This is a genomic window from Cobetia sp. PDI-23MA (genome assembly GCF_059507735.1).
Map to the genome: position 1 here is coordinate 1201668 of NZ_CM183352.1, position 22385 is coordinate 1224052.

The window sequence follows — 22385 nt, forward strand, 5'->3', positions numbered from 1 at the left end:
GTTAAAAAGGGAAGCCAGGGGCTTCCCTTTTTTTATGCTCGGGTTTCATGTGCAGGCTTTATGCGCGAGTGTCGTGCTCGCGCTGCGCCAGGCCTGACCTTATTTCTCGTCTGTGGTCGGCGTGCCCTGCGCCGTCTCTGCCGCATGCTCTTCTGACTCGGCTGGTGCTGTCGCAGACGGACGCATGCCGAGTGACTGTCCCATGCTGACCTTCTGGCCCGGCGTCAGGGCGTCATCGAACTCGACGCTGTCCGGGAAGCACATCACCACGGTGGAACCGAGCTGGAAGCGACCCATCTCGGCGCCGCGCGCCAGCTCGATGAGTTGATCGAAACGGGTCGTCTCGACATCACCGGAAAGCGGCGTGATCTGACCACTCCAGACGGTCTTGATCGCCGCGACGATCATCGCGCCCACCAGCACCATGGCCATCGGGCCATGCTCGGTCTCGAAGATGCAGACCAGGCGTTCGTTGCGCGCGAAGAGGCCCGGTACGTGCTTGGCAGTGGCTTCGTTGACCGAGAACAGGCGCCCCGGAACGTAGGCCATCTCGATCAGACGCCCGGCCACCGGCATATGGACGCGATGGTAGTCCTTCGGTGACAGGTAGACGGTGGCGAAGCGACCGTTGCGGAAGGGCGCGGCACGCGCTTCACTGCCACCCAGCAGCTGGGTCAGCGAGAACGCCTGACCCTTGGCCTGTACCAGGGTGCCGTGGTCGATGTTGCCGAACTGGGACAGTACGCCATCGGCCGGTGACACCAGGCCTTCACCGATGGGGCGGGCGTCCGCCTTGAGGGCACGGGTGAAGAAGTCATTGAAGCAGGCGTAGGCACGCGGATTCTCCTCGAGCGCCTCGTTCATGTTGACGCCGTAGGCCTTGATGAAACGCTCGATGAAGGTGTTCTTGACCCACGGATTGGTGCAGGCGGCGACACGGCCGATGAGGCGTGAGATCAGGTGCTGGGGCAGTGGGTACTGGCTCAGGGAAAACAGCTTGGCGCGATCCACGATGGCGATCCTTGCAGGCTCTTTCAGGAATGAAAAGCCCGCTCCTCGAGAGGGCGGGCGTTGGCCGGCTCAAGCGGCGGCCAGCAGTTGGGCTGCACCTTAGCCCATCGTCAATAACGGCTCAAGCCTGCGGATCGCCGCAGTCGTGGGCCTGGCGACAGTTGCCAGGCAGGCCATGCGCGTCATCCCGACATGGCCTGCCTTGGCGTGCTGGCGATCGAAAGGGGCATTCCAGTCTGCGATCGAGCGCCTTCAGCGCTCGATGGGCGTATCGTCACGGTTGCCCCATTCCTTCCAGGAGCCCGGATAGGCGCGCACATCGCTGAAGCCAAGCGCCTGACCCACCAGCCAGGTCAGGCCGGAGCGGTGATGGCTCTGGCAGTGTGTCACGATGTGCTGTTCGGGGTTGAGGCCGCGAGCGCCCAGTTCGGTCATCAGCTCCGCATAGTCGCGGATGCGCAGGTTGCGCTCACGGTCCATGGCCTCGGTCCACTCGAAATGCACGGCGCCCGGAATATGGCCGAGGCGGGCGTTCTGGCCCTTCTCGCCGCGATATTCCTCCGCCGAGCGTGCATCCCAGATCACGACGCTGTTCTGCGGATCCTCGGCCGCCAGCCGATCGAGAATGTCCTCCCGCGTCGCCATCACGCTGGCGTCCATGTAGGCGGCGTGATACTCGCTGGAGCTCCAGTCGCTGGCGGTGTCACTCAGCGGCAGGCCATCACCTTGCCATGCGTGCAGGCCACCATTGAGGTAGCTGTAGCGGGTATGACCGAGCAGCGCCAGGGTCCACAGCAGGCGTCCGGCCCAGCCGCCTCCTTCATCGTCATAGGCCACCACATGGCTGTCACGGGTGATGCCAAGGGCTGACATCACCTCAGACAGCGCCTCGGGGCTCGGCACGCCGGGAATGTCATCGTCATTGCTGCCGACCAGCTGCTTGAAGTCGAGCAGGCGAGCGCCGGGCACGTGACGCGCATGGCTCTCGGCTTTCAGCGGCACATCGACGATCACGATATCAGGATGGTCGAGCATTTCCGCGAGCTGCTGCGGTTCGACGATCAAGGGCAGCAGGTCGGCTTCCGAGGGGGAAGGATGTGAAGAATCGTGAGACATGGCGTAATCCTTGCTTCTACGAAGAGAATGGTCCTTCCGGCATCATGGCACGTCGGCTGGCGCTGTGGTCAAGTCACTGTGATCAAGAGATGCAATCAAGGCACTGCGGCGAGGCGAAGTGTCACCGCGCCAGATTCCTTGCCATCTTGTCCCCTGAAACGACATGTTTTCAGTATAATGCCGCGCGTCACATTCTGGGGCGAACGTGTGAAAGCCCAGTGCGCGCCACGACCTGACCTCCTGGACAGCCTTCCGGATTCCGGCCAGTTTCAAGGACGGGGTTCTGGTCAGCTGGCGAGGCCAGCCAGTAGCCCCAGCAGCCAGTAGATCCAGTCGGTCTTGTCGAAAGAAGCGCGTGTTTCAGCCCAGCGCCCTGTGGCGAATGCAACATTGGCCCTCGAGGCATCCTCTTCGCGGCCTCAGGCAATACACTGTCTGTCACCAGTGGCGCTGCTGCACTTTTCGGGTGCGGTGCTGGCGCTCAATGTGTGTCATTTTGGTGCAGCGTGTCGGCGCCCCGTCGATGCTGAGCTGCTACTCAATCGCTTCATCCTGAACGGGAGTCATCATCTTGCTCGAGCGCCTATTCTCACTGCGTGCCGAAGGCACCACGACGCGCACGGAAGTGCTGGCGGGCATCGCCACCTTCATGGCGTCGATGTACATCATCGTGGTCAATCCCGGCATCCTGTCAGCCGCCGGCGTGCCATTCAGTGCGGCCCTCACGGCGACCGTGCTGGTCAGCTTCTTCGGCAGCCTGATGATGGGCCTGTACGCGCGCAACCCGATCCTGGTCGCGCCGGGCATGGGCATCAATGCCCTGTTCGCCTACACCATGGTGCTGGGCGGCGGCATGAGCTGGGAGGTCGCGCTGGGCTGCGTGTTCTGGGCCGGCGTCATCTTCGCGGTACTGGCCATGTTCAACGTTCGCCGCCTGGTGATCGATGCGATTCCCGCTCAGCTCCGCTACGCCATCGCCTGTGGTATCGGCCTGTTCATCACCTTGATCGGCCTGGTGAATGCCAAGCTGATCGTCTCCAATCCGGTCACCGTGGTCAGTGTCGCGCCGATGACGCCCTCGCTGGTGGTCTTCCTGCTGGGGTTGGCGCTGACTGCCATTCTGGTCGCGAAGCGCATTCACGGCGCACTGATCATCGGCATCATCGTCACGACCCTGATGGCGACCACCATCGGGCGTCTGTGGGGGGATGGCAGCGCCTACTTCCCGCCGGAGATCGCCCAACCGACGCTGGTCAACTTCACCGGTATCTTCGCCGCGCCTGATTTCAGTGGCCTGCTGGCGCTGGACCTGCTCGGTTCGCTCAAGGTGGCCTATGCGCCGTTCATCTTCGTCATCCTGTTCACGGTGTTCTTCGATGCGCTCTCGACTTTCATGGCGGTGGCCGAGGCGGGCAACCTGAAGGACGAGAATGGTGACCCGCGTAATATCCGGCGCTCGATGATGGTCGATGCCTTCTCGGCGCTGGTGTCCGCGCCACTCGGCACCAGTCCGGCGAACGCCTACATTGAATCGGCGGCCGGTATCAGTCAGGGCGGACGCACAGGGCTGGTCGCGGTGGTGGTGGCGCTCTGCTTCCTGCCGTTCCTGTTCCTGGCGCCGCTGCTGTCGCTGGTGCCGTCCATCGCGACTGCCCCGGCGCTGATTCTGGTCGGCGTGTTCATGATGGAGCCGATCGGCAAGATCCACTGGCACCAGTTCGATGATGCGATTCCGGCCTTCATCGCCATGGTGATGATTCCGCTGACCTACTCCATCACCCACGGTATCGTGTTCGGCTTCCTGAGCTTCGTGGTCATCAAGCTCGGCGTTGGCAAGGCGCGCGAGATTCGCCCGACCATGTGGGTGCTGTTCGCGCTGTCACTGCTGCTGTTGCTGGAAGGCTAGGCTTCGAAAGCGGCAGTGATATGTCTCGAGGCTGTGATGTATCTCGATGATGTGATGTGTCTCGATGATGTGATGCATCCCGAGAGTGTCGAGCATGAAAAAGCCCCGCCAGGCAGTGACTGCCTGGCGGGGCTTTTTTGACGACTTCTGGATCGCGCCTGATCAGCTCTCGGTCAGCGAGAGCAGAATCTTCTTGTAGCTCTCGAAGCGCACGCGGCCGATCTCACCATTGTCCACGGCCTGCAGCAGGGCGCAGCCCGGTTCCTTCTCGTGCTTGCAGTCGCGGAAGCGGCAATAGCCGAGATAATCGTGGAACTCGCGGAAGCCGTCGGTGACCTGCTCGGGAGTCAGGTGCACCAGGCCGAATTCACGGATACCGGGCGAGTCGATCAGGTCACCGCCATCCGGCATGTGATAGAGCCAGGCGGTGGTGGTGGTGTGCGTGCCCTGACGTGATTCGGTCGACAGCGGGCCGACGCGAACCTCTTCCCTGGGCAGCAGCATGCCGATCAGGGACGACTTGCCGACGCCACTCTGGCCGACGAAGACTGAGGTGCGGTCGCTGAGCTGGGCCTTGAGGGCATCGAGCCCCGATTCGCCACGCGTGGTACAGGCGACGACTTCGTAGCCGAGTGCCTCATAGCGCGCCAGCAGGTCGCGCAGCTCACCGCCGCTTTCCGGCAGCAGGTCGACCTTGTTGAGCACCAGCACCGGCGTGATGCCGGTGGCTTCCGCGGCGATCAGATAGCGATCGATCAGGTTGGGCTGCGGGGCGGGTTCGGCGGCGAACACGATCAGGATCTGGTCGATGTTGGCCGCCACCGGCTTGAGCACGCCGCGCATGTCGGGGCGTTCAAGCTCGGTGGTGCGTGCGCCACGCGCGACGACGACGCCGCTGGCATCGCTGGCTTCGCGCCAGATGACCCGGTCACCGGTGACCAGCGTCTCGAGGTTGGCGCGCAGGTGGCAGCGGTGCAGGCTGCCGGACTCGCTCTCGACTTCCAGGCTGCGCCCGTAGTGGGCGATGACACGGCCATGCTGCTCCGGGCCATATTCGCCGGCGTCGAGCTTGTCGCGGTCCTGCGTCTCGCGCTTCTGGGCACGCTTGGTACGCTCGGCCTGCACCTTCTCGATTCGCCATTGCTGCTGGCGGCTTAGCTTGCGTTTACTCATGCTTGGCTGGAGACTCCGGTCGCCGTTCGTTCGCCAGGGATGGGAGAGTCTTCCCCCGTCTGCGGCGCGATTGTACCCTTTGCGCCCTCGGGTGTCGTGCGACGCCCCGGGATGGCGTGTGATACTGCGGCCACTGGCTGGCGTCTTGCGCCATTCCATCATCTGTTCAGCAAGGAGTGACCCATGGCAAACCCCACCGAGCAGGCCGACCGCCTCATCTGGATCGACCTGGAAATGACCGGTCTCGACCCGGCGCGTGAGCGTATCATCGAGGTGGCCACGCTGGTCACCGACGGCGACCTCAACCTGATCGCCGAAGGCCCGGTGCTAGCCGTGCATCAACCGGACAGCCTGCTGGAGGCGATGGATGAGTGGAATACGCGCACTCATGGCGAGTCCGGGCTGGTGAAGCGCGTCAAGGAAAGTCAGATGGATACCGCCGAGGCCGAACGTCAGACGCTCGAGTTCCTGGCCCGGCACGTGGCGGCAGGCGCCTCGCCGATGTGCGGCAACAGCGTGCATCAGGACCGCCGCTTCCTGCAGCACGAGATGCCGCTGCTGGAAGCATTCTTCCACTACCGCAACATCGATGTCTCGACCCTGAAAGAGCTGGCCAAGCGCTGGAATCCGGCCGCGCTCGACGGCTTCAAGAAGCGTGCGACTCACCAGGCGATGGACGATATCCGCGAATCACTGGCGGAGCTTGCGCATTACCGCAAGACCTTCCTCAAGCTGACCCAGCAGGGCATCGTCTGAACATCGTGCCTCAACTGAAAGCGATAGCGCTGGAGGCAACGCCTCTCACAGCGCGGTGGCCAGGCGGGCGCCGCGCTTGATGGCCTGCTCCTTCAGCGCCCAGCGCACATGCTCGCGCAGTGGCTCGCTGGGGTAGGCCAGACGGGCGCGCAGCACATGCTCGACCTGCTCCGACCAGGGCGCGTTGCCCAGCCCGATGGCGATGTTGGAGAGCCACTTCTCGTAGCCGATGCGTCGGATCGGGCTGCCTTCCGTCTTGCTGAGGAATTCCTGCTTCCCCCAGCAGAACAGGCGGATCAGCTCGATGCGATCCAGATCATGACGCGGCGAGAAGTCAGTCTCCTGAGTCGCCTTGGCGAAGCGTGTGAAGGGGCAGAACAGCTGACAGTCATCGCAGCCGTAGATGCGGTTGCCCATCGGGCGGCGGAATTCCTCGGGGATGGCGCCATCGAGCTCGATGGTCAGGTAGGAGATGCAGCGCCGCGCATCGACGACCTTGTCCTCGATGATGGCATCCGTCGGGCAGGCGACCTTGCAGGCGTTGCAGCTGCCGCAGTGTTCCTTTTCAAAAGGGGCATCCACCGGCAGGGGCAGGTCGGTGTAGAGTTCGCCCAGGAAGAACAGGCAGCCGGCCTGCTGATTCATCAGCATGGCGTTCTTGCCGAACCAGCCGATGCCGGCCTTCTGTGCCAGGGCGCGCTCCATCACCGGCGCGGAGTCGACGAAGGCGCGATAGCCGAACTTGCCGACTTCCTTCTCGATCTGCTTGGCCAGATTGGCCAGTCGCTTGCGCATCAGCTTGTGGTAATCACGCCCCAGCGCGTAGCGTGACACATAGGCGCGCTCGGGTTGGCTGAGTACCTGAGTGGTCTCGACCTCAGGCGGCAGGTAATCGAGGCGCACGCTGATCACGCGCAGTGTCCCGGGTACCAGCTCCTCAGGGCGAGTGCGCTTGGTGCCGTGCTTGGCCATGAAGTTCATCTCGCCGTGATGGCCGTTGGCCAGCCAGCGCTCCAGATAGGCCTCGTGGGCCGAGAGGTCGACATCGGTGATGCCGACCTGCTGAAAACCCAGCTCGCGCCCCCATGTCTTGATGCGCGTCGCCAGCTCCGCCATGGCCTGTTCATCGGCGGCGGGGCTCCGGGTGTCGGCAGGTGAAGCGGCGGTGGGTGAGTGCGGAGCAGACATGGGGTTTCCAGCGAGATCAAGGGCAGAGGCGCGCCACCTTAGCGCAACTTGCCGGTCAGCCCAAGCGTGCTGCCTGTCGGGGCGTGCACGGCAGGTAAAGGTGGTAGAAAGGAAGGCGGCATGCAACGGCATGCCTCACGACAGGCAACGCACATCCAGGCAGGCAATGAGCGTCCAGGCAGGCAACGAACATCCAGCCAGGCAACGAATACCCAGACAAGGAGTGTAGGCATGGCAGCGCACGAATCGACCTCTGAGCAGACCTGCCCGCCGGCATCTTCGGCGACCATGACACTGTGGCGTTCGGTCAACTGCCTGTGGCCGTTGGCGGCGCTGCGCGATCTGGAGCATTGGATGCTCGCGGAGGAGACCGTCGCCGCTGACAGTGGCCAGAGCGAGGCGCCGGTGGAGAAGCGCCTGATGGGGCGCGCCGCGCAATCGGCGTTCGACCTGCTGCGTCAGCGTTGGCCGGAGACGCGCAGGCTGTGCGTGCTGTGTGGCGGCGGCAACAATGGCGGCGATGGCTATCTGCTGGCGCGCCTGGCATTGCTGGCGGGCTTCGAGGTGCGAGTAATCGCCTTGACGCCGGAGGATGCCTTGACCGGTGATGCGCAGCTGGCCGCGATTGCGGCGCGCGAGGCTGGCGTCGAGACGCTGGCATGGCCCGCGGGCGACGAGGCCGCGGCGGATGCGCTGCTCAAGGGCTGGCCCTTGCTGGTGGATGCGCTGACCGGCATCGGCCTGCGCGATGCACCGCGCGGCAGCGTGGTTGAAGCCATCGAGCGCATCAATCACGCTCATCGGCAGGGCGTGCATGTCATGGCGCTGGATGTGCCCTCAGGCTTGAACGCCGCGACGGGCGCGGTCGCCGGTGTCGCCGTGGAAGCGGATGTGACGCTGACATTTCTGGTCGACAAGCCGGGCCTGCACACCGGACGCGCCGAGCTGCATACCGGGCATGTCAGCCTGGCGCGCCTGGGTGCGGCGCGCGTGTTGCCGGAGGTGGTCGCGCAGTCGCGCACCGCGGCATGGCTGGCACAGGACGGTGTGCAGCGCCTGACGTCACGCTGGCTGGAGTCCGAGCTGGTGCCGCGCTCGCCGCTGGCCCACAAGGGGGATGCCGGCAGCGTGCTGGTCTTCGGTGGCGGGCCCGGGCTGGGTGGCTCGGTGCTGCTGGCCAGCGAGGCAGCGGCGCGTGCCGGTGCCGGCAAGGTCGCGCTGCTGACGGCGCCCGCGCATATCAGCGCCAGCCTGACGCGCTGCCCAGAGGTCATGGCGCGCGGTCTCAAGAGTGGCCCGGAGGGCAGCAGCCACGATGGCTTCGCCGTGCTGGAATCACAGCTGGCACAGGCCAGCGTAACGCTGGTTGGACCCGGCATGGGCACCGAGAGTCTCGAGAGCATGCTGTGGGGCTGGGGCGGCATGTCGCGGGTGCTGGCGGCGGGTCAGCCACTGGTCGTGGATGCCGATGGGCTGAGCCTGCTGGCCTGGCGCGCTAGCGAAGGCGATATCATTCACCGCGATGACTGGGTGTTGACGCCGCATCCCGGCGAGGCCGCGCGCTTGCTCGATTGCAGTGTGGCGGACGTCGAACATGATCGGATCGCAGCCGCAAGAGCGCTTCAGCAGCGTTTCGGCGGCAGCGTTGTGCTCAAGGGCGCGGGCAGTCTGGTGGCGAGCCCTGCGGGAGTGCTCGAGGGGCCGGCGGTGGCGCTCTGCCCCTACGGCAACCCGGGCATGGCCAGTGGCGGCATGGGCGATGTGCTGGGGGGCATCATCGCGGGTCTGGCGGCGCAGGCACTCAACGGCGGCTTTGATGCACGCCAGCCGCGTTCCACCCGGGATGAGGCGGTGCAGGCCCGGCGAGTCACGCGTGCCATGGCGCAGGCGGCACGGCTTGGGGTGCTGGTGCATGCCCTGGCGGCCGATCAGGCGGTACAGGAGCGTGGTGAACGTGGCCTGCTTGCAGGTGATCTGGCATCCTATATGCATTTATTGCTCAATCCACGGGCCCGAGATGCGCATACTTCTGTCTGATGAAAACGCCCAGGTTGCCTTCGGCACTCAATTGGGAAATATCCTTGCCGGCCGCGGGCTGGTGTTCCTGGAGGGCGAGCTGGGGGCGGGCAAGACGACCCTGACCCGTGGCGTGCTGCGCGCCTATGGCCACCAGGGCGCGGTCAAGAGCCCGACCTACACCCTGGTGGAGCCCTACGTGCTGCCACGGGCCGAGGGTGGTGAGTGGCACATCAACCACTTCGATCTCTACCGCCTCGCCGACCCTGAAGAGCTCGAGTTCATCGGGGGGCGCGATCTGCTCGCCGCCGACAGCCTGGCGCTGATCGAGTGGCCGAGCTGTGGTCAGGGCTTTCTGCCCACGCCGGATCTGCGCATCACGCTGTTCGTCGCCGACGAAGGACGTGAGGCCGAATTGACTGCCCTGACACCGCGAGGTGAGGGTTGGTTGGCAACACTGGCCGAGCGCCGAACCTCTCAGGCATGATGACGCCGATCCGCTTGCGATGCTTGGCGGCGAAGTGTCTGGTCATTCGTTAACTTCATTCATGTTCTTTCTGTCTGGGTCATCCTGTCTGATGCCTGAAATAGCGTCCAAAATCCCCCGTATGCGTCTGGCGCGCAGCTTCCGTCGCTGGCTGGCGGGTGGCGTCGTCTGCTCGCTTGCCAGTCTGGTGCTGGCGCCGCAGGCGCTGGCCGCCAAGGTCGAGAACCTGCGCCTGTGGACCGCACCGGACCACACGCGGCTGGTGTTCGATCTCGACAGTGCCGCCAAGGCCAAGGTCTTCGGCCTCGACAATCCGCGCCGTCTGGTGATCGACCTTGCCGGTAGCGAAGTGGCCAGCGCCGCGGTCGAGCGCAAGTTCGCCGCGCTGAATCTCGAAGGCAGCGCCATCAAGTCGATCCGCAGCGGACGTCAGGGGGATGCCCTGCGTGTGGTGCTCGACCTGACGCGGCCGGTCAATCCCAAGGACTTCACGCTGGCGCCGAATGCCAAGTACGGCAATCGCCTGGTGGTGGATCTCGAGTTCCCCGGCGAATCGGCGGTCGAGAATCCCATCGATCCCATCGAAGCCCGTATCCGCGAGCAGGAACAGGCCGCGGCCAAGCGCAAGCTGAAGGGCGAGCCGGTGGAACCTGTGGTCAATACCCAGGCGGCGGCACACCCCAAACGTGACATCATCATCGCGATCGACCCTGGCCACGGTGGGGAAGACCCCGGCGCCAGTGGCCCCGGCGGGACTCGGGAGAAGGATGTGGTGCTCAAGATTGGCAAGCGCCTCAAGCGCATGTTCGATGCCCAGCCCGGCTTCAAGGCCATCCTGACCCGCAACAGTGATTACTACATTCCGCTGCGCAAGCGCACCGAGATCGCGCGTGAGCAGAAGGCGGACTTCTTCGTCTCGATTCACGCCGATGCCTTCAACAGCCCGCGCCCGCACGGCAGTTCGGTCTTTGCGCTCTCAAGCCGCGGGGCGACGTCCGAGACCGCACGCTGGCTGGCCGCCACCGAAAACCGTGCTGACTTGATCGGGGGCGTGGATGGCAATCTCAGCCTGAATGACAAGGATGAGATGCTGCGTGGCGTCTTGCTCGACCTGACCATGACCGCGACGCTCAACGATTCGCTGGCGGCGGGTAGCGGCGTGCTGGCCAACCTCGGGCGCATGAATTCCCTGCACAAGCGTCAGGTGGAGCAGGCGGGCTTCGTGGTGCTCAAGTCGCCGGATATCCCCTCGCTGCTGGTGGAGACGGGCTTCATCTCCAACCCCCAGGAAGAGCGCAACCTCAACAGCGGCCCCTATCAGGAAAAGCTGGCGCGCTCGATCTTCTCGGGAATCCAGAGCCACTTCGAGCGCAATCCGCCGCCCGCAAGTCTGCTGGCATGGCAGCGCAGCCAGGCACGCGGTGGCAACGGCGGTGAGTATCGCGTCAAGAGTGGCGATACGCTGTCGGAAGTGGCCCAGCGCCACAACGTGAGCATGGCGGCCATCAAGCAGGCCAACAACATGAGTGGCGACACGGTGCGCGTGGGCCAGCTGCTCAAGATTCCGCGCAGCTGAGCCTGACGCCATCAAGTCGTCCTGACAGCGCCTTGCGTTGGCGGGGCGCAGACACTGTCCGCTGATGCAGTTCCGGCATGCGTTGCTTGCCGTGGCTGGGTCGGCGGACAGTATCGTTTTCAGAGACGCGGCGTTTTTCGCTCGTGTATCCAGGAGTTTATCGATGTCTGACGAGCTGACCGACATGCAACCCGCTCGCCCTGGCGAGCGACGGATCCGCATCCTCAATCCACGCCTTGCCAACCAGATCGCGGCGGGTGAGGTCGTGGAGCGGCCGGCTTCCGTGGTCAAGGAGCTGGTCGAGAACGCCATCGATGCCGGCAGCACCCGCATCGAGCTGGAGCTGGAAGGCGGCGGTGCGCGGCTGATTCGCGTGCGCGACAACGGCAGCGGCATCACCGAGGAAGACCTGCCGCTGGCGCTGTCACGGCATGCGACCAGCAAGATCGAGAGCCTGGATGATCTCGAGGGCGTGGCGAGCCTCGGTTTCCGGGGCGAGGCTCTGGCCTCGATCAGTTCGGTCTCGCGGCTGGAGCTGTTCTCGAATGTCTCGGATGAGCCGGCTAACGGCTGGCGCGTGGTGGCGGAAGGGCGCGAGATGGCGCCGCGCGTCTCCCCGGCGCCGCATCCGCGTGGCACCAGCGTCGCGGTGCGTGATCTGTTCTTCAATACGCCGGCGCGCCGCAAGTTCATGCGCACCGAGAAGACCGAGTTCGGTCATGTCGAGGAAAGCTTCCGGCGGCTGGCATTGTCACGCCACGACATCGGCTGGACGCTGCGTCACAACCAGAAGGTGGTGCATCAGCTGCGTGCCGGTGAAGACACCCTGACGGTGGAGCGGCGCATCGGTGCGCTGCTGGGGCGCAACTTCCTCGAGCACGCGCTGCATCTGGATATCGAGGCCTCCGGGCTGCGTCTGTCCGGTTGGGTGGGCTTGCCGACGCATTCGCGTGCCCAGGCCGATCAGCAGTACTTCTTCGTCAATGGCCGCGTGGTGCGTGACCGACTGGTCGCGCACGCCGTGCGTCAGGCCTATCGCGATGTGCTGTTCCATGGTCGGCATCCGGTGTTCGTGCTCTATCTGGAGCTCGACCCGACGGTGGTGGATGTCAACGTTCACCCGACCAAGCACGAAGTGCGCTTCCGGGACGGGCGACTGGTGCATGACTTCCTGTTCTCCAGTCTGCACAAGGCGCTGGCCGAGGTGCGTCCCGGTGACAACAGCGCCGCGCCTACCGGCATCGAGGGGCAGGAGAAGGAAGAGGACCCCGGTTGGCAGCAGCAGGGCATGCGTCTCGGGCGTCAGGAACAGGATACCCAGCAGAATATCGCCTCCGGGCAGCAACCTTCATCGGCCGGTCCGCAGTCCGGGGGCGACTCGCCGGCTTCGCCAAGCGCGCCTGCAGGCGCTGCGGCTCCCTGGAAACCTTCCTCGCAGCTGCCGCCTGCCGGTGATGGGCGCTCCAGCGAACGCCTTAGCGCCGAGCGTGTGCGTCAATTCATGGCCGGTTATCGGGCACTGCACCCCAGCGAAGATCATCTGCTCACGCCAGGCGGTGGGGCAGGCGGCGCGGGCATGGCCAATGATCCGGCGGCGATCGCCAATGCCGAACGTGAGGCGCGGCGTGCGCCACGAGTCACGCTGGGCGAAGGTGGCCGCGAGGATGACGGGGAAGGCGCACGTCAGGGGAGTGCGCTGGAGAATGCGCAGACCGGTGTCCGAGAAGCGGCGCCCGGCTGGCAGGTCGACTCGCCTCAGGTGGGGGGGGCGTCCGGCGGCGCGCCTTCCAGCGACGCCGTGTCTGGCATGTCGGCGCCGTCGGTCTCAGGTGGTGCGGTCTCAGGTGATTCGGCAGTGGTGATGCGTGGTCTGCCGGCGCAGAGTGACGACGATGACACCCCGCCGCTGGGCTATGCCGTGGCGCAGCTGCATGGGGTCTACATCCTGTCGCAGACCTCGCGCGGGCTGGTGATGGTCGACATGCATGCCGCTCACGAGCGCATTACCTATGAACGCATGAAACAGCACGTCCACGGCGGCGGCCATCTGGAGGCCCAGCCGCTGCTGGTACCGGTGTCGCTGGCGGTCAGTGCGCGCGAGATGGGCACCTTCGAGCGCGAGTCCGAGGCGTTCACACGTCTGGGCGTCGAGCTGGACGCTGCCGGGCCGGAAACGCTGCTGGTGCGTCAGGTGCCGGTCGTGCTCGGCAATGCCGATGTGGAGCCTCTGGTGCGCGGCATGCTGGAAGACCTCGAGCGCTATGGGCGCAGTGACCGCATGGAGGCGCACATGAATGAACTGCTCGCCGACATGGCGTGTCGCGGCAGCGTGCGCGCCAACCGCCGACTGACGATTCCGGAAATGAATGCCCTGCTGCGTGACATGGAGCGCACCGAGCGCTCCGGGCAATGCAATCACGGCCGGCCGACCTGGACCGAGCTTTCGATGCATGAGCTCGACAAGCTGTTCCTGCGCGGCCAGTAGATGACGCCCCGTGTCGTCGCGGTTCACCCCTGATTCACCTCCCAGCCCAGACAATAGGCCATGACCCAGATTCAACCCCCTGAAGATTCCCGACACCACGCGCCTGAGGTGGCTGACAAGCCTCCTGTCGTGTTGTTGATGGGGCCGACGGCCTCCGGCAAGACCGACCTCGCCATTCGCTGGCACGAGGAGCAGGGCGCGGAGCTGGTCAGTGTCGATTCGGCGCTGATCTATCGCGGCATGGATATCGGCACGGCCAAGCCGAGCGCGGCAGAGCTGGCCCGAGCGCCACACCGCCTGATCGACTTTCTCGACCCGCTGGAGAGCTATTCCGCCGCCGAGTTTCGTCGCGATGCGCTGGCGCATATCGCCGAGATCCAGTCCCGCGGCAAGATGCCGCTGCTGGTCGGCGGCACCATGATGTATTTCAAGCGTCTGCTGGAAGGCGTGGCGGAGCTGCCGGCAGCGGATGCCGAGCTGCGCGCGGAGCTTGAGGCGCGTATCCAGTCCGAGGGTCTGCCGGCGATGCATGCGCAGCTGGCGCGGCTTGATCCGGCCACGGCACAGCGCATTCGGGCCACTGACCCCCAGCGGCTGACACGCGCGCTGGAGGTCTGTCTGATCAGCGGGCGCCCGATGAGCGAGCTGCTCGCGGAGCAGCCGAAGGCGGAACTTCCGTTCCGGCCGATAGCGATCGCACTGGCGCCCCACGATAGAGCCGTGTTACATGAACGTATCGAGACGCGTTTTGATCAGATGTTGGAACAGGGCTTCATTGCCGAGGTCGAAGCGCTGAAGGCACGTCCGGAACTGCATGCGGGCCTGCCCTCGATCCGTTGTGTCGGCTACCGTCAGGTGTGGGATTTTCTCGATGGCCATCTGAGCCGGGACGAGATGCGTGAGCGCGGCATCATCGCGACGCGTCAACTCGCCAAGCGACAGTTGACCTGGCTGCGGAGCTGGCAGGGGATTCACCCGGTGGATTCCATGGGTGTAGATCCTTACAGTGAAACCTTGAAAATCGTGCGCCAGACCTGCACTTAGCGTAACATGAGCGGTCACGACCCGCGCCCGTGAAGCCCCCTCAAGAGGGCAACCCGGAGCGCTGGCGAACATAACCATACTTACCTCGAACGAGACATTTTTACGGAGAGTCACATGTCCAAAGGTCAATCACTCCAGGACCCGTACCTGAACATCCTGCGCAAGGAACGTATCCCGGTCTCGATCTTCCTGGTCAACGGCATCAAGCTGCAGGGCCAGATCGAATCCTTCGATCAGTTCGTGATCCTGCTGCGCAATACTGTCTCCCAGATGGTTTACAAGCATGCTATCTCGACCGTGGTGCCGTCGCGCAATGTGCGCCTGCCAGCCCAGGATTCGAGCGTGCCGTCCACAGAAAGCTGAAGTCAGAGGCGCTGATTGTTCTTCGAACGACCCGAAGCCGGTGAAACGGCCGTCCTGGTGCATGTCAATTTCCGGGACGAAAAAGAACGCGAGGATGCCGGTGAGCTCCTCGAACTCGTACGTTCGGCAGGCGCCGTGCCGGCGACCCTCATCGAGGGTAGCCGGCCCCGCCCCGACTCCCGTACGTTCATCGGAGAAGGCAAGCTTGAGGAAGTGCAAGAGGCCCTGGCCGTGCACGAAGCCGAGCTGGTCATTTTCAACCATTCATTGAGTCCTTCCCAGCAGCGCAACCTCGAAGCCACGCTCAAATGTCGCGTCATCGACCGTACCGGTCTGATTCTCGACATCTTTGCCCAGCGTGCGCGGACCCATGAGGGCAAGCTGCAGGTGGAACTCGCACAGCTCGAGTACATGTCTACCCGCCTGGTGCGGGGTTGGACTCACCTTGAGCGTCAGAAAGGCGGTATCGGTCTGCGAGGCCCGGGGGAAACCCAGCTCGAGACTGACCGTCGCCTGTTGCGCGCCCGTATCAAGTCGATCCACAAGCGACTCGAGAAGGTGCACAAGCAGCGCGATCAGAACCGCCGTGCCCGTGCGCGTGCCGAGATCCCGAGCCTGTCGCTGGTCGGCTATACCAACGCCGGCAAGTCGACGCTGTTCAACGCGCTGACCACCTCCGAGGTGTACGCCGCCGATCAGCTGTTCGCGACGCTGGACCCGACGCTGCGTCGTCTGGAGCTCGAGGATGTCGGTTCGGCAGTCCTGGCCGATACCGTCGGCTTCATTCGTCATCTGCCGCACAAGCTGGTGGAAGCCTTCCAGGCGACCCTGCAGGAAGCGGCGGAAGCGGATCTGCTGGTACATGTCATCGACGCCGCAGACCCGGAGAATGACCGCAATACCGAGCAGGTCAACGAGGTGCTCAACGAGATCGACGCCGGTGATGTGCCGCGTCTGTTGGTCATGAACAAGATCGATCGACTCGACATGGCGCCGCGCATCGAGCGTGATGGCTTCGGTCGTCCGCTGGCGGTGTGGCTGTCGGCACGCGATGGCAAGGGGCTGGATCTGTTGATGCAGGCCTTCGCCGAGCTGCTGTCCGACAACGTCATCTCCATGCAGCTGACGCTTGGGCCTGAGAAGTCCCGTCTACGGGCAGGTCTGCATGAGCTGGACGCGGTCAAGGACGAGCAATATGACGAGCAGGGCAATGCGCTGCTGGACATTCGTCTCGAGAAACGCGACTTTCTACAGTTGTTGTCTCATCTTGGTGAATCGCCTGAAGATTATCTCGGCGGTGAACATGATGACCGTGAAGCCTGGCAGCGTGAGCTGTCTGCCGAACGCGCGGAAAAGCATCGCGTGTCGGTCACGCACAAGTCCTGATACCGTCTGGTAACGAGACTTGCGCTGGTGCGCTGCGCAGCAGCTCGATGAGAAGTGGCGCACGAGGCAATAGCGCACTGTTGTCACATTGCAATGGCAAGTACTACCCGGCATCCATCGCGGCGCACGAATGACGATGGATGCCCTCGCGCAGGGCATGCCCTGCGCGTCAGAGCAGCGGGCATTCAGCAGGATTGGCTGGATGCCGTCCGACGGACGATGGCCGTCGGGCAGGGCCATGGCCTTCTCCCGCAAGGGACGCGTCGCCATGCCGTAAGAGAGAATCGGTCGCCGGAGGCCATCAGGCTCAAGGCACGGAACCGGTCGCAGCTGGCAGGGCGGCGTCATCATAATGACGAGCGGAACATCGACTGAGTGGAGACGACGTATGGCTTGGAATGAGCCGGGTGGCGGCAACCAGCATGACCCGTGGAGCGGCGGTGGTCGCAACGGGGACAAGAAGGGGGGCGGGGGTAACGGCGGTGGCAATGGTGGGCCGCCCGACCTCGACGAAGCGCTGAAGAAATTCCAGGACAAGCTCAACGGCATGCTCGGCAATGGCCGCAAGCGTCGTGGCGGTGCCGGTGGCAATGGCGGCAACGGTGGCAGCACCAATGCCTTCGCGCTGCCGGGTATCATCGGTGTCATCCTGGTCGCCATCTGGGCGGCTTCCGGATTCTATCTGGTCGATCAGTCAGAGCGTGGCGTCGTGCTGCGTTTCGGCAAGTACAACGACATCGTCGGTCCGGGTCTGCACTGGAATCCGCCGATTATCGATGATGTGCGTGAGGTCAACGTCACCAAGGTGCGTTCGCTCTCCCAGACCAAGTCGATGCTGACCCGGGACGAGAACATCGTCGAAGTCCAGATGTCCGTGCAGTATCAGGTGTCCAACCCGCGTGATTTTCTGCTCAACGTCCGTGCGCCCGAGATCAGTCTCGAGAACGCCATGGACTCCGCGCTGCGTCACGAAGTCGGCAGTGCCGACATGAACGACATCCTGACCTCCGGTCGTGAGCTGCTGGCCAGCAACGTCAAGTCGCGCCTGCAGTCCTATCTGGACAACTATGGTGTCGGCCTGACGCTGCAGACCATCAACGTCGAGTCCACCTCTGCGCCGGCAGCGGTCCAGGATTCCTTCGATGACGTCATCAAGGCGCGTGAGGATCGTCAGCGCACGATCAACCAGGCACTGGCCTACGAGAACTCGATTCTTCCGGAAGCCCAGGGTCAGGCGCAGCGCATCATCGAGGAAGCCGAGGGTTACAAGGAGTCCGTGGTCGCGAAGTCCCAGGGTGAAGCCAACCGCTTCACGTCCCTGCTGACCGAGTACCAGAAGGCGCCGGAAATCATCCGCGAGCGCATGTACCTGGAAACCATGGGCGAAGTGCTCGGCAAGACCAACAAGGTGCTGGTGGATGTCGAGAACGGCAATTCCCTCATGTACCTGCCGTTGGACAAGCTGGCCAACAAGTCCAGTGCTGCCGCCGAAGACAGCAGTGGCATGAGTCGTAGCGAGCTGGACCGTGTGTCCCGACAGGCGAGTGATGCCCTGAGCCGCAGCCAGAGCAATGACAGCAGCAACAGCATCCGTCGGGAGGGTCGTCAATGATCAACAATCGCTCACTGATGGCCGTCGCCGGTCTGGCCGTAGTGGCCTGGCTTGGCAGCAACAGCCTCTACACGGTTGATGAGACCCAGCGCGCCATCAAGCTCAAGTTTGGTGAAGTGGTGGAAGACAACATCCAGCCCGGTCTGCATTTCAAGCTGCCGGTCTACAACACGATCCGTACCTTCGATACGCGCGTGTTGACGCTGGATGCCCAGGCAAGTCGTTATCTGACCCGCGAGAAGAAGGCCGTCATCGTCGACTCCTTCGTCAAGTGGAAGATCGTCGATCCGAAGCGCTACTACGAAGCGACCTCAGGCGAAGAGCAGATGGCCGAGCGCCTGATCGCGCCGCGTGTCGACGAGAGTCTGCGTAACGAGTTCGGCAAGCTCGAACTGGTGCAGATCATCTCCGAGCAGCGTGACGCGCTGATGAAGAAGCCCACCGAAGAGCTCGACGAGGTGATGCGCAAGGAACTGGGGGTGTCGATTCTCGATATCCGCGTCAAGCGTATCGACCTGCCGGACGAAGTCTCCCAGGCGGTCTACGAGCGTATGAAGACCGAGCGTCAGCGTGAGGCACGTGAGTATCGTGCCCAGGGTCAGGAGCAGGCCGAGAAGATCCAGGCCAATGCCGATCGTCGCCGTTCCGTCCTGCTCGCGCAGGCCGAAGAGCAGGCGCAGACCCTGCGCGGTGAAGGCGATGCCTCCGCCGCTGCCATCTATGCCGGTGCCTACGGGGCGGATACCGAGTTCTTCCGCTTCTACCGCTCCCTGCAGGCCTATCGCGACAGCTTCAAGGGCGATGGCAACATGATGGTCATGCAGCCGGACAGCGAGTTCTTCCGCTTCTTCAAGGACCCGCAGGGCAGCAACCAGTAAGCAGCATCATCAAGCCCGAAGGCTTGCTTTCGGGGATGTTGCGCGCGGCCTCTGGCAGCATCAGAGGCCGCGCAGTGGATGAACGTCGCTTGAGAGGTTCGCGGGGTTCATCCCACAAGGATTCATGCTAGACTCCTGCAACCGGGCACCGCCCGGTTTTTTTGTGGCCGCTTTTCATGCCCGGGTTTCATATTCGGGCGCAAGGCCGACAGGAAAGCGTCGAGCAGGACCTTGCTTCACGGGTCTCGGTCAGCTGACGTGAAATCCCCACGGGCGTCATTATCGATATGTGCGTTACCGAGTGGATTTCCGCGCGTCACGAGCCACCCCTTGTCATAAATCTCTCGCAGGATAGCGCAATGACCATCGCAGATCGCTGGCTCCTCCCGGATGGCATGGATGAGGTATTGCCCCCTCAGGCAACCCGTATGGAGGCGCTGCGCCGCGCGCTGCTCGACCTCTATCATCGCTTCGGCTATGACCTGGTGCTGCCGCCGCCCGTCGAATTTCTTGATTCGCTGCTGACCGGCACCGGTACCGAGCTTGATCTGCAGACCTTCAAGCTGACCGACCAGATGACCGGTCGCATGATGGGCGCCAGCGCCGACGTCACCCCGCAGGTGGCGCGCATGGACGCTCACTCTCTGCACCGCGAAGGCCCGGTACGTCTGTGCTACTGCGCCAACGTGCTGCGTACCAAGGCGGACAAGCACCAGGGCGGTCGCAGTCCGGTGCAGGTCGGTGCCGAGCTCTTCGGTCACGCCGGCCTCGAGGCCGACCACGAGATTCTGCATCTGGCCCTGACCAGTCTCGAGCAGGCCGGCGCGGGTGAATTGCACCTGGCACTGGGTCATATCGGCATCTACCGTGCCTTGATCGCCGAAGCCGGCATGAATGACGAGCACGAGCGTGAGCTGTTCGCTGCCATCGAGCGTAAACAGTATTCCGCTCTCGATGCATTGATCGATCGCGTGGTGGGTGACAAGGTAGTGGCGGGCATGCTCAAGGCGCTGCCGCACCTGCACGGTGATGACGAGATTCTGGCCCAGGCGCGTACCGCCTTCGCCGGCGCACCGGCGGCGGTCGCCAGCGCTCTGGATCAGTTGACGGCGCTGAGCTGCGCGGTCCGCGAGCGTCATCCGCAGGTCACGCTCTATTTCGATCTCGCCGAACTGCGCGGTTACGAGTACCACACCGGCATGGTGTTCGCGGCCTACGTCCCGGGTTACGGTCAGGCGCTGGCCAAGGGGGGGCGCTACGACGATACTGGACGAGCCTTCGGTCGTGCGCGTCCTGCCACCGGCTTCTCGATGGACCTCAAGCAGCTGGCCTCGCTGGCCGTGCATGCTCCGGCCTGCGACGGCATCTGGGCGCCGGCACTCAACGACAGCGCGCTGCGTGAGTGTGTCGATCAGCTGCGTGCCGCTGGCGAGCGTGTTATCGAGGCCCTGCCGGGCCAGACCACCGGCGCGGATGCACACCGTTGCAATCGTGAGCTGGTCAATGGCGACGGCGGCTGGCAGGTCGTCACGCTCGATGCCTGAGCCTGGATGACTGAGCTTGAATGGGTAAGCTTCGGTGACCCGAGAGCGATGGCAGCGAGTGACAGATAGCAGAACAGCTGGGGCCACTGGGCCCCGAGGTGCAGCTGCCGACAGGGCAGCTGCACTTGTGAGTGGGTTTTCACCGACGGTTATTCACCGAAAGAGATAGGAACCATGGGCAAGAATGTAGTCGTGCTCGGCACCCAATGGGGTGATGAAGGCAAGGGCAAGGTCGTCGACCTGCTGACCGAATCCGCCAGCGCCGTCGTGCGTTTCCAGGGTGGCCACAACGCAGGTCACACCCTGGTGCTGGACGGCAAGAAGACCGTCCTCCACCTGATCCCGTCCGGCATCCTCCACCCGGGCAAGACCTGCGTCATCGGCAACGGTGTCGTGCTGTCTCCGGAAGCGCTGATCAAGGAAATCCGTGAGCTTGAAGCCAACGACGTGCCGGTGCGTGATCGCCTGCGTCTGTCGCCGGCCTGCCCGCTGATCCTGTCCTACCATGTGCGTCTGGACCAGGCGCGCGAGAAGGCCCGTGGCGTCGCCAAGATCGGGACTACCGGTCGCGGCATCGGTCCGGCCTATGAAGACAAGGTCGCGCGTCGTGGCCTGCGTCTGGGTGACATGCTCCACCGTGAGCGTTTCGCCTCCAAGCTGGGCGAAGTGCTGGATTACCACAACTTCGTGCTGCAGCACTATCACGGTGAAGCGCCGGTCGACTTCCAGCAGGTGCTGGACGAAGCCATGGAAATGGCCGAAGAACTGCGTCCGATGGTCTGCGACACCGTGGATCTGGTCCACTCCGTGCGCAAGGCAAACGAGAACATCCTCTTCGAAGGTGCTCAGGGCTCACTGCTCGACATCGACCACGGTACCTACCCGTACGTCACCAGCTCCAACACCACTGCCGGCGGCACCGCCACCGGTTCCGGCGTCGGCCCGCTGTATCTCGACTACGTACTGGGCATCACCAAGGCCTACACCACCCGTGTCGGCTCCGGCCCGTTCCCGACCGAGCTGTTCGATGAGTTCGGCCGTCACCTGGCCGAGCGTGGCCACGAGTTCGGTGCCACCACCGGCCGTGCGCGTCGTTGCGGTTGGTTCGATGCCGTCGCTCTGCGTCACGCCGTGCAGATCAACTCGGTTAGCGGCATCTGCCTGACCAAGCTGGACGTGCTGGATGGTCTCGAGAACATCCGTGTCTGCATCGGCTATCGCGGCAAGGATGGCGACGTGCTGGACACCCCAGTGGATTCCGAAGGCTACGAAGCCATCGAGCCGCTGTACCAGGACCTGCCGGGCTGGAGCGATTCCACCATCGGCGTGCGCGAAGTCGACAAGCTGCCGGCCAACGCCCGTGCCTACATCAGCTTCCTGGAAGAACAGGTCGGCGTGCCGATCGACATCATCTCCACTGGCCCGGACCGCAACGAGACCATCGTGCTGCGCAATCCGTTCCACGGCTGATCATCACGCATGGCTCCGATGAGCCTTGCATGACGGCATGATGGCGTGACCAAGACACCCCGTCGGGATTTCCCCGGCGGGGTGTCTTGCGTTGTGGAGGGGCCTTGTAGAGAGGGCGTGCGTTGTAGAGGGGCGTAGCGGGGCTGCCGTCATCGATCACCTGGCGTGCACGGGATTGTTGTACAGGGCGCTTGGGCTATCGGGCAGGGCTGGTAGATATTATAAATGGGAATGATTGTTATTTTTGTTGTTATCGGCGGCTATCTTGTCGGCAAACTGGTTGCCCAGGTCGCAATTCGACGTTTTCGGTGGGGTCCCCGCTTCACATCGTTCTGATACAGGACTAAAATGGTCCCCAATTAATCTTCCCGTGG

Annotated in this window: 17 protein-coding genes; 13 read left to right on the forward strand and 4 right to left on the reverse strand. The window is 63.8% G+C overall.

Going from position 1 to position 22385, the window contains the following annotated elements:
* Positions 1 to 99 precede the first annotated feature (99 nt).
* Both asd and AC5WNJ_RS05155 read right to left on the reverse strand, forming a co-directional pair.
* Complete coding sequence (asd, locus tag AC5WNJ_RS05150) at positions 100 to 1011, reverse strand: archaetidylserine decarboxylase (RefSeq protein ID WP_495930569.1); 912 nt, start codon at positions 1009 to 1011, stop codon at positions 100 to 102.
* 252 nt (positions 1012 to 1263) lie between these two features.
* Positions 1264 to 2127, reverse strand: a complete 864-nt coding sequence (locus AC5WNJ_RS05155; protein ID WP_495930570.1) for a sulfurtransferase — start codon at positions 2125 to 2127, stop codon at positions 1264 to 1266.
* Between the two features lie 571 nt (positions 2128 to 2698).
* Here AC5WNJ_RS05155 and AC5WNJ_RS05160 point away from each other — a divergent pair.
* Positions 2699 to 4033: an NCS2 family permease gene (locus AC5WNJ_RS05160; RefSeq protein ID WP_082388884.1), complete on the forward strand. Its 1335-nt coding sequence runs from the start codon at positions 2699 to 2701 to the stop codon at positions 4031 to 4033.
* A 162-nt stretch (positions 4034 to 4195) separates the two neighbouring features.
* On the opposite strand, the gene rsgA is transcribed toward AC5WNJ_RS05160, so the two are convergent.
* Positions 4196 to 5206 carry a small ribosomal subunit biogenesis GTPase RsgA gene (rsgA, locus tag AC5WNJ_RS05165; protein ID WP_495930571.1) on the reverse strand — a complete coding sequence of 337 codons (1011 nt, stop codon included), beginning with the start codon at positions 5204 to 5206 and terminating at the stop codon, positions 4196 to 4198.
* 183 nt (positions 5207 to 5389) lie between these two features.
* Between rsgA and orn the strand changes: the two genes are divergently transcribed.
* On the forward strand, positions 5390 to 5962 hold the full coding sequence (gene orn / locus AC5WNJ_RS05170) for an oligoribonuclease (RefSeq protein WP_495930572.1): 573 nt from the start codon (positions 5390 to 5392) through the stop codon (positions 5960 to 5962).
* Between the two features lie 45 nt (positions 5963 to 6007).
* On the opposite strand, the gene queG is transcribed toward orn, so the two are convergent.
* Positions 6008 to 7150: a tRNA epoxyqueuosine(34) reductase QueG gene (gene queG / locus AC5WNJ_RS05175; RefSeq protein WP_495930573.1), complete on the reverse strand. Its 1143-nt coding sequence runs from the start codon at positions 7148 to 7150 to the stop codon at positions 6008 to 6010.
* A 231-nt stretch (positions 7151 to 7381) separates the two neighbouring features.
* On the opposite strand from queG, the gene AC5WNJ_RS05180 reads away from it, so the two are divergent.
* The 11 genes from AC5WNJ_RS05180 (at position 7382) to AC5WNJ_RS05230 (ending at position 22011) form a co-directional block, all read left to right on the forward strand.
* Positions 7382 to 9187, forward strand: a complete 1806-nt coding sequence (locus AC5WNJ_RS05180; protein ID WP_495930574.1) for an NAD(P)H-hydrate dehydratase — start codon at positions 7382 to 7384, stop codon at positions 9185 to 9187.
* Positions 9168 to 9653: a tRNA (adenosine(37)-N6)-threonylcarbamoyltransferase complex ATPase subunit type 1 TsaE gene (gene tsaE / locus AC5WNJ_RS05185; RefSeq protein ID WP_043335197.1), complete on the forward strand. Its 486-nt coding sequence runs from the start codon at positions 9168 to 9170 to the stop codon at positions 9651 to 9653. The genes AC5WNJ_RS05180 and tsaE overlap by 20 nt, the downstream gene beginning before the upstream one ends.
* Before the next feature lie 91 nt (positions 9654 to 9744).
* Positions 9745 to 11229, forward strand: coding sequence for an N-acetylmuramoyl-L-alanine amidase (locus tag AC5WNJ_RS05190; RefSeq protein ID WP_495930575.1), 1485 nt, complete (start codon positions 9745 to 9747; stop codon positions 11227 to 11229).
* 163 nt (positions 11230 to 11392) lie between these two features.
* A complete protein-coding gene (gene mutL / locus AC5WNJ_RS05195; protein ID WP_495930576.1) occupies positions 11393 to 13714 on the forward strand; it encodes a DNA mismatch repair endonuclease MutL in 2322 nt (773 codons plus the stop codon).
* A gap of 60 nt (positions 13715 to 13774) precedes the next feature.
* Positions 13775 to 14758 carry a tRNA (adenosine(37)-N6)-dimethylallyltransferase MiaA gene (gene miaA / locus AC5WNJ_RS05200; RefSeq protein WP_495930577.1) on the forward strand — a complete coding sequence of 328 codons (984 nt, stop codon included), beginning with the start codon at positions 13775 to 13777 and terminating at the stop codon, positions 14756 to 14758.
* 114 nt (positions 14759 to 14872) lie between these two features.
* On the forward strand, positions 14873 to 15121 hold the full coding sequence (hfq, locus tag AC5WNJ_RS05205; protein ID WP_176676617.1) for an RNA chaperone Hfq: 249 nt from the start codon (positions 14873 to 14875) through the stop codon (positions 15119 to 15121).
* 15 nt (positions 15122 to 15136) lie between these two features.
* Positions 15137 to 16507 carry a ribosome rescue GTPase HflX gene (gene hflX / locus AC5WNJ_RS05210; RefSeq protein WP_176676618.1) on the forward strand — a complete coding sequence of 457 codons (1371 nt, stop codon included), beginning with the start codon at positions 15137 to 15139 and terminating at the stop codon, positions 16505 to 16507.
* A gap of 388 nt (positions 16508 to 16895) precedes the next feature.
* Entirely contained in the window at positions 16896 to 18119 is a 1224-nt protein-coding gene (hflK, locus tag AC5WNJ_RS05215) for an FtsH protease activity modulator HflK (RefSeq protein ID WP_176676619.1), read from the forward strand.
* Positions 18116 to 18997 carry a protease modulator HflC gene (gene hflC, locus AC5WNJ_RS05220; protein ID WP_176676620.1) on the forward strand — a complete coding sequence of 294 codons (882 nt, stop codon included), beginning with the start codon at positions 18116 to 18118 and terminating at the stop codon, positions 18995 to 18997. Before hflK ends, hflC begins: the two co-directional genes overlap by 4 nt.
* 359 nt (positions 18998 to 19356) lie before the next feature.
* Positions 19357 to 20541, forward strand: a complete 1185-nt coding sequence (locus AC5WNJ_RS05225; protein ID WP_495930578.1) for an ATP phosphoribosyltransferase regulatory subunit — start codon at positions 19357 to 19359, stop codon at positions 20539 to 20541.
* A 174-nt stretch (positions 20542 to 20715) separates the two neighbouring features.
* Positions 20716 to 22011, forward strand: a complete 1296-nt coding sequence (locus AC5WNJ_RS05230; RefSeq protein WP_495930579.1) for an adenylosuccinate synthase — start codon at positions 20716 to 20718, stop codon at positions 22009 to 22011.
* The last annotated feature ends 374 nt before the right edge of the window (positions 22012 to 22385 follow it).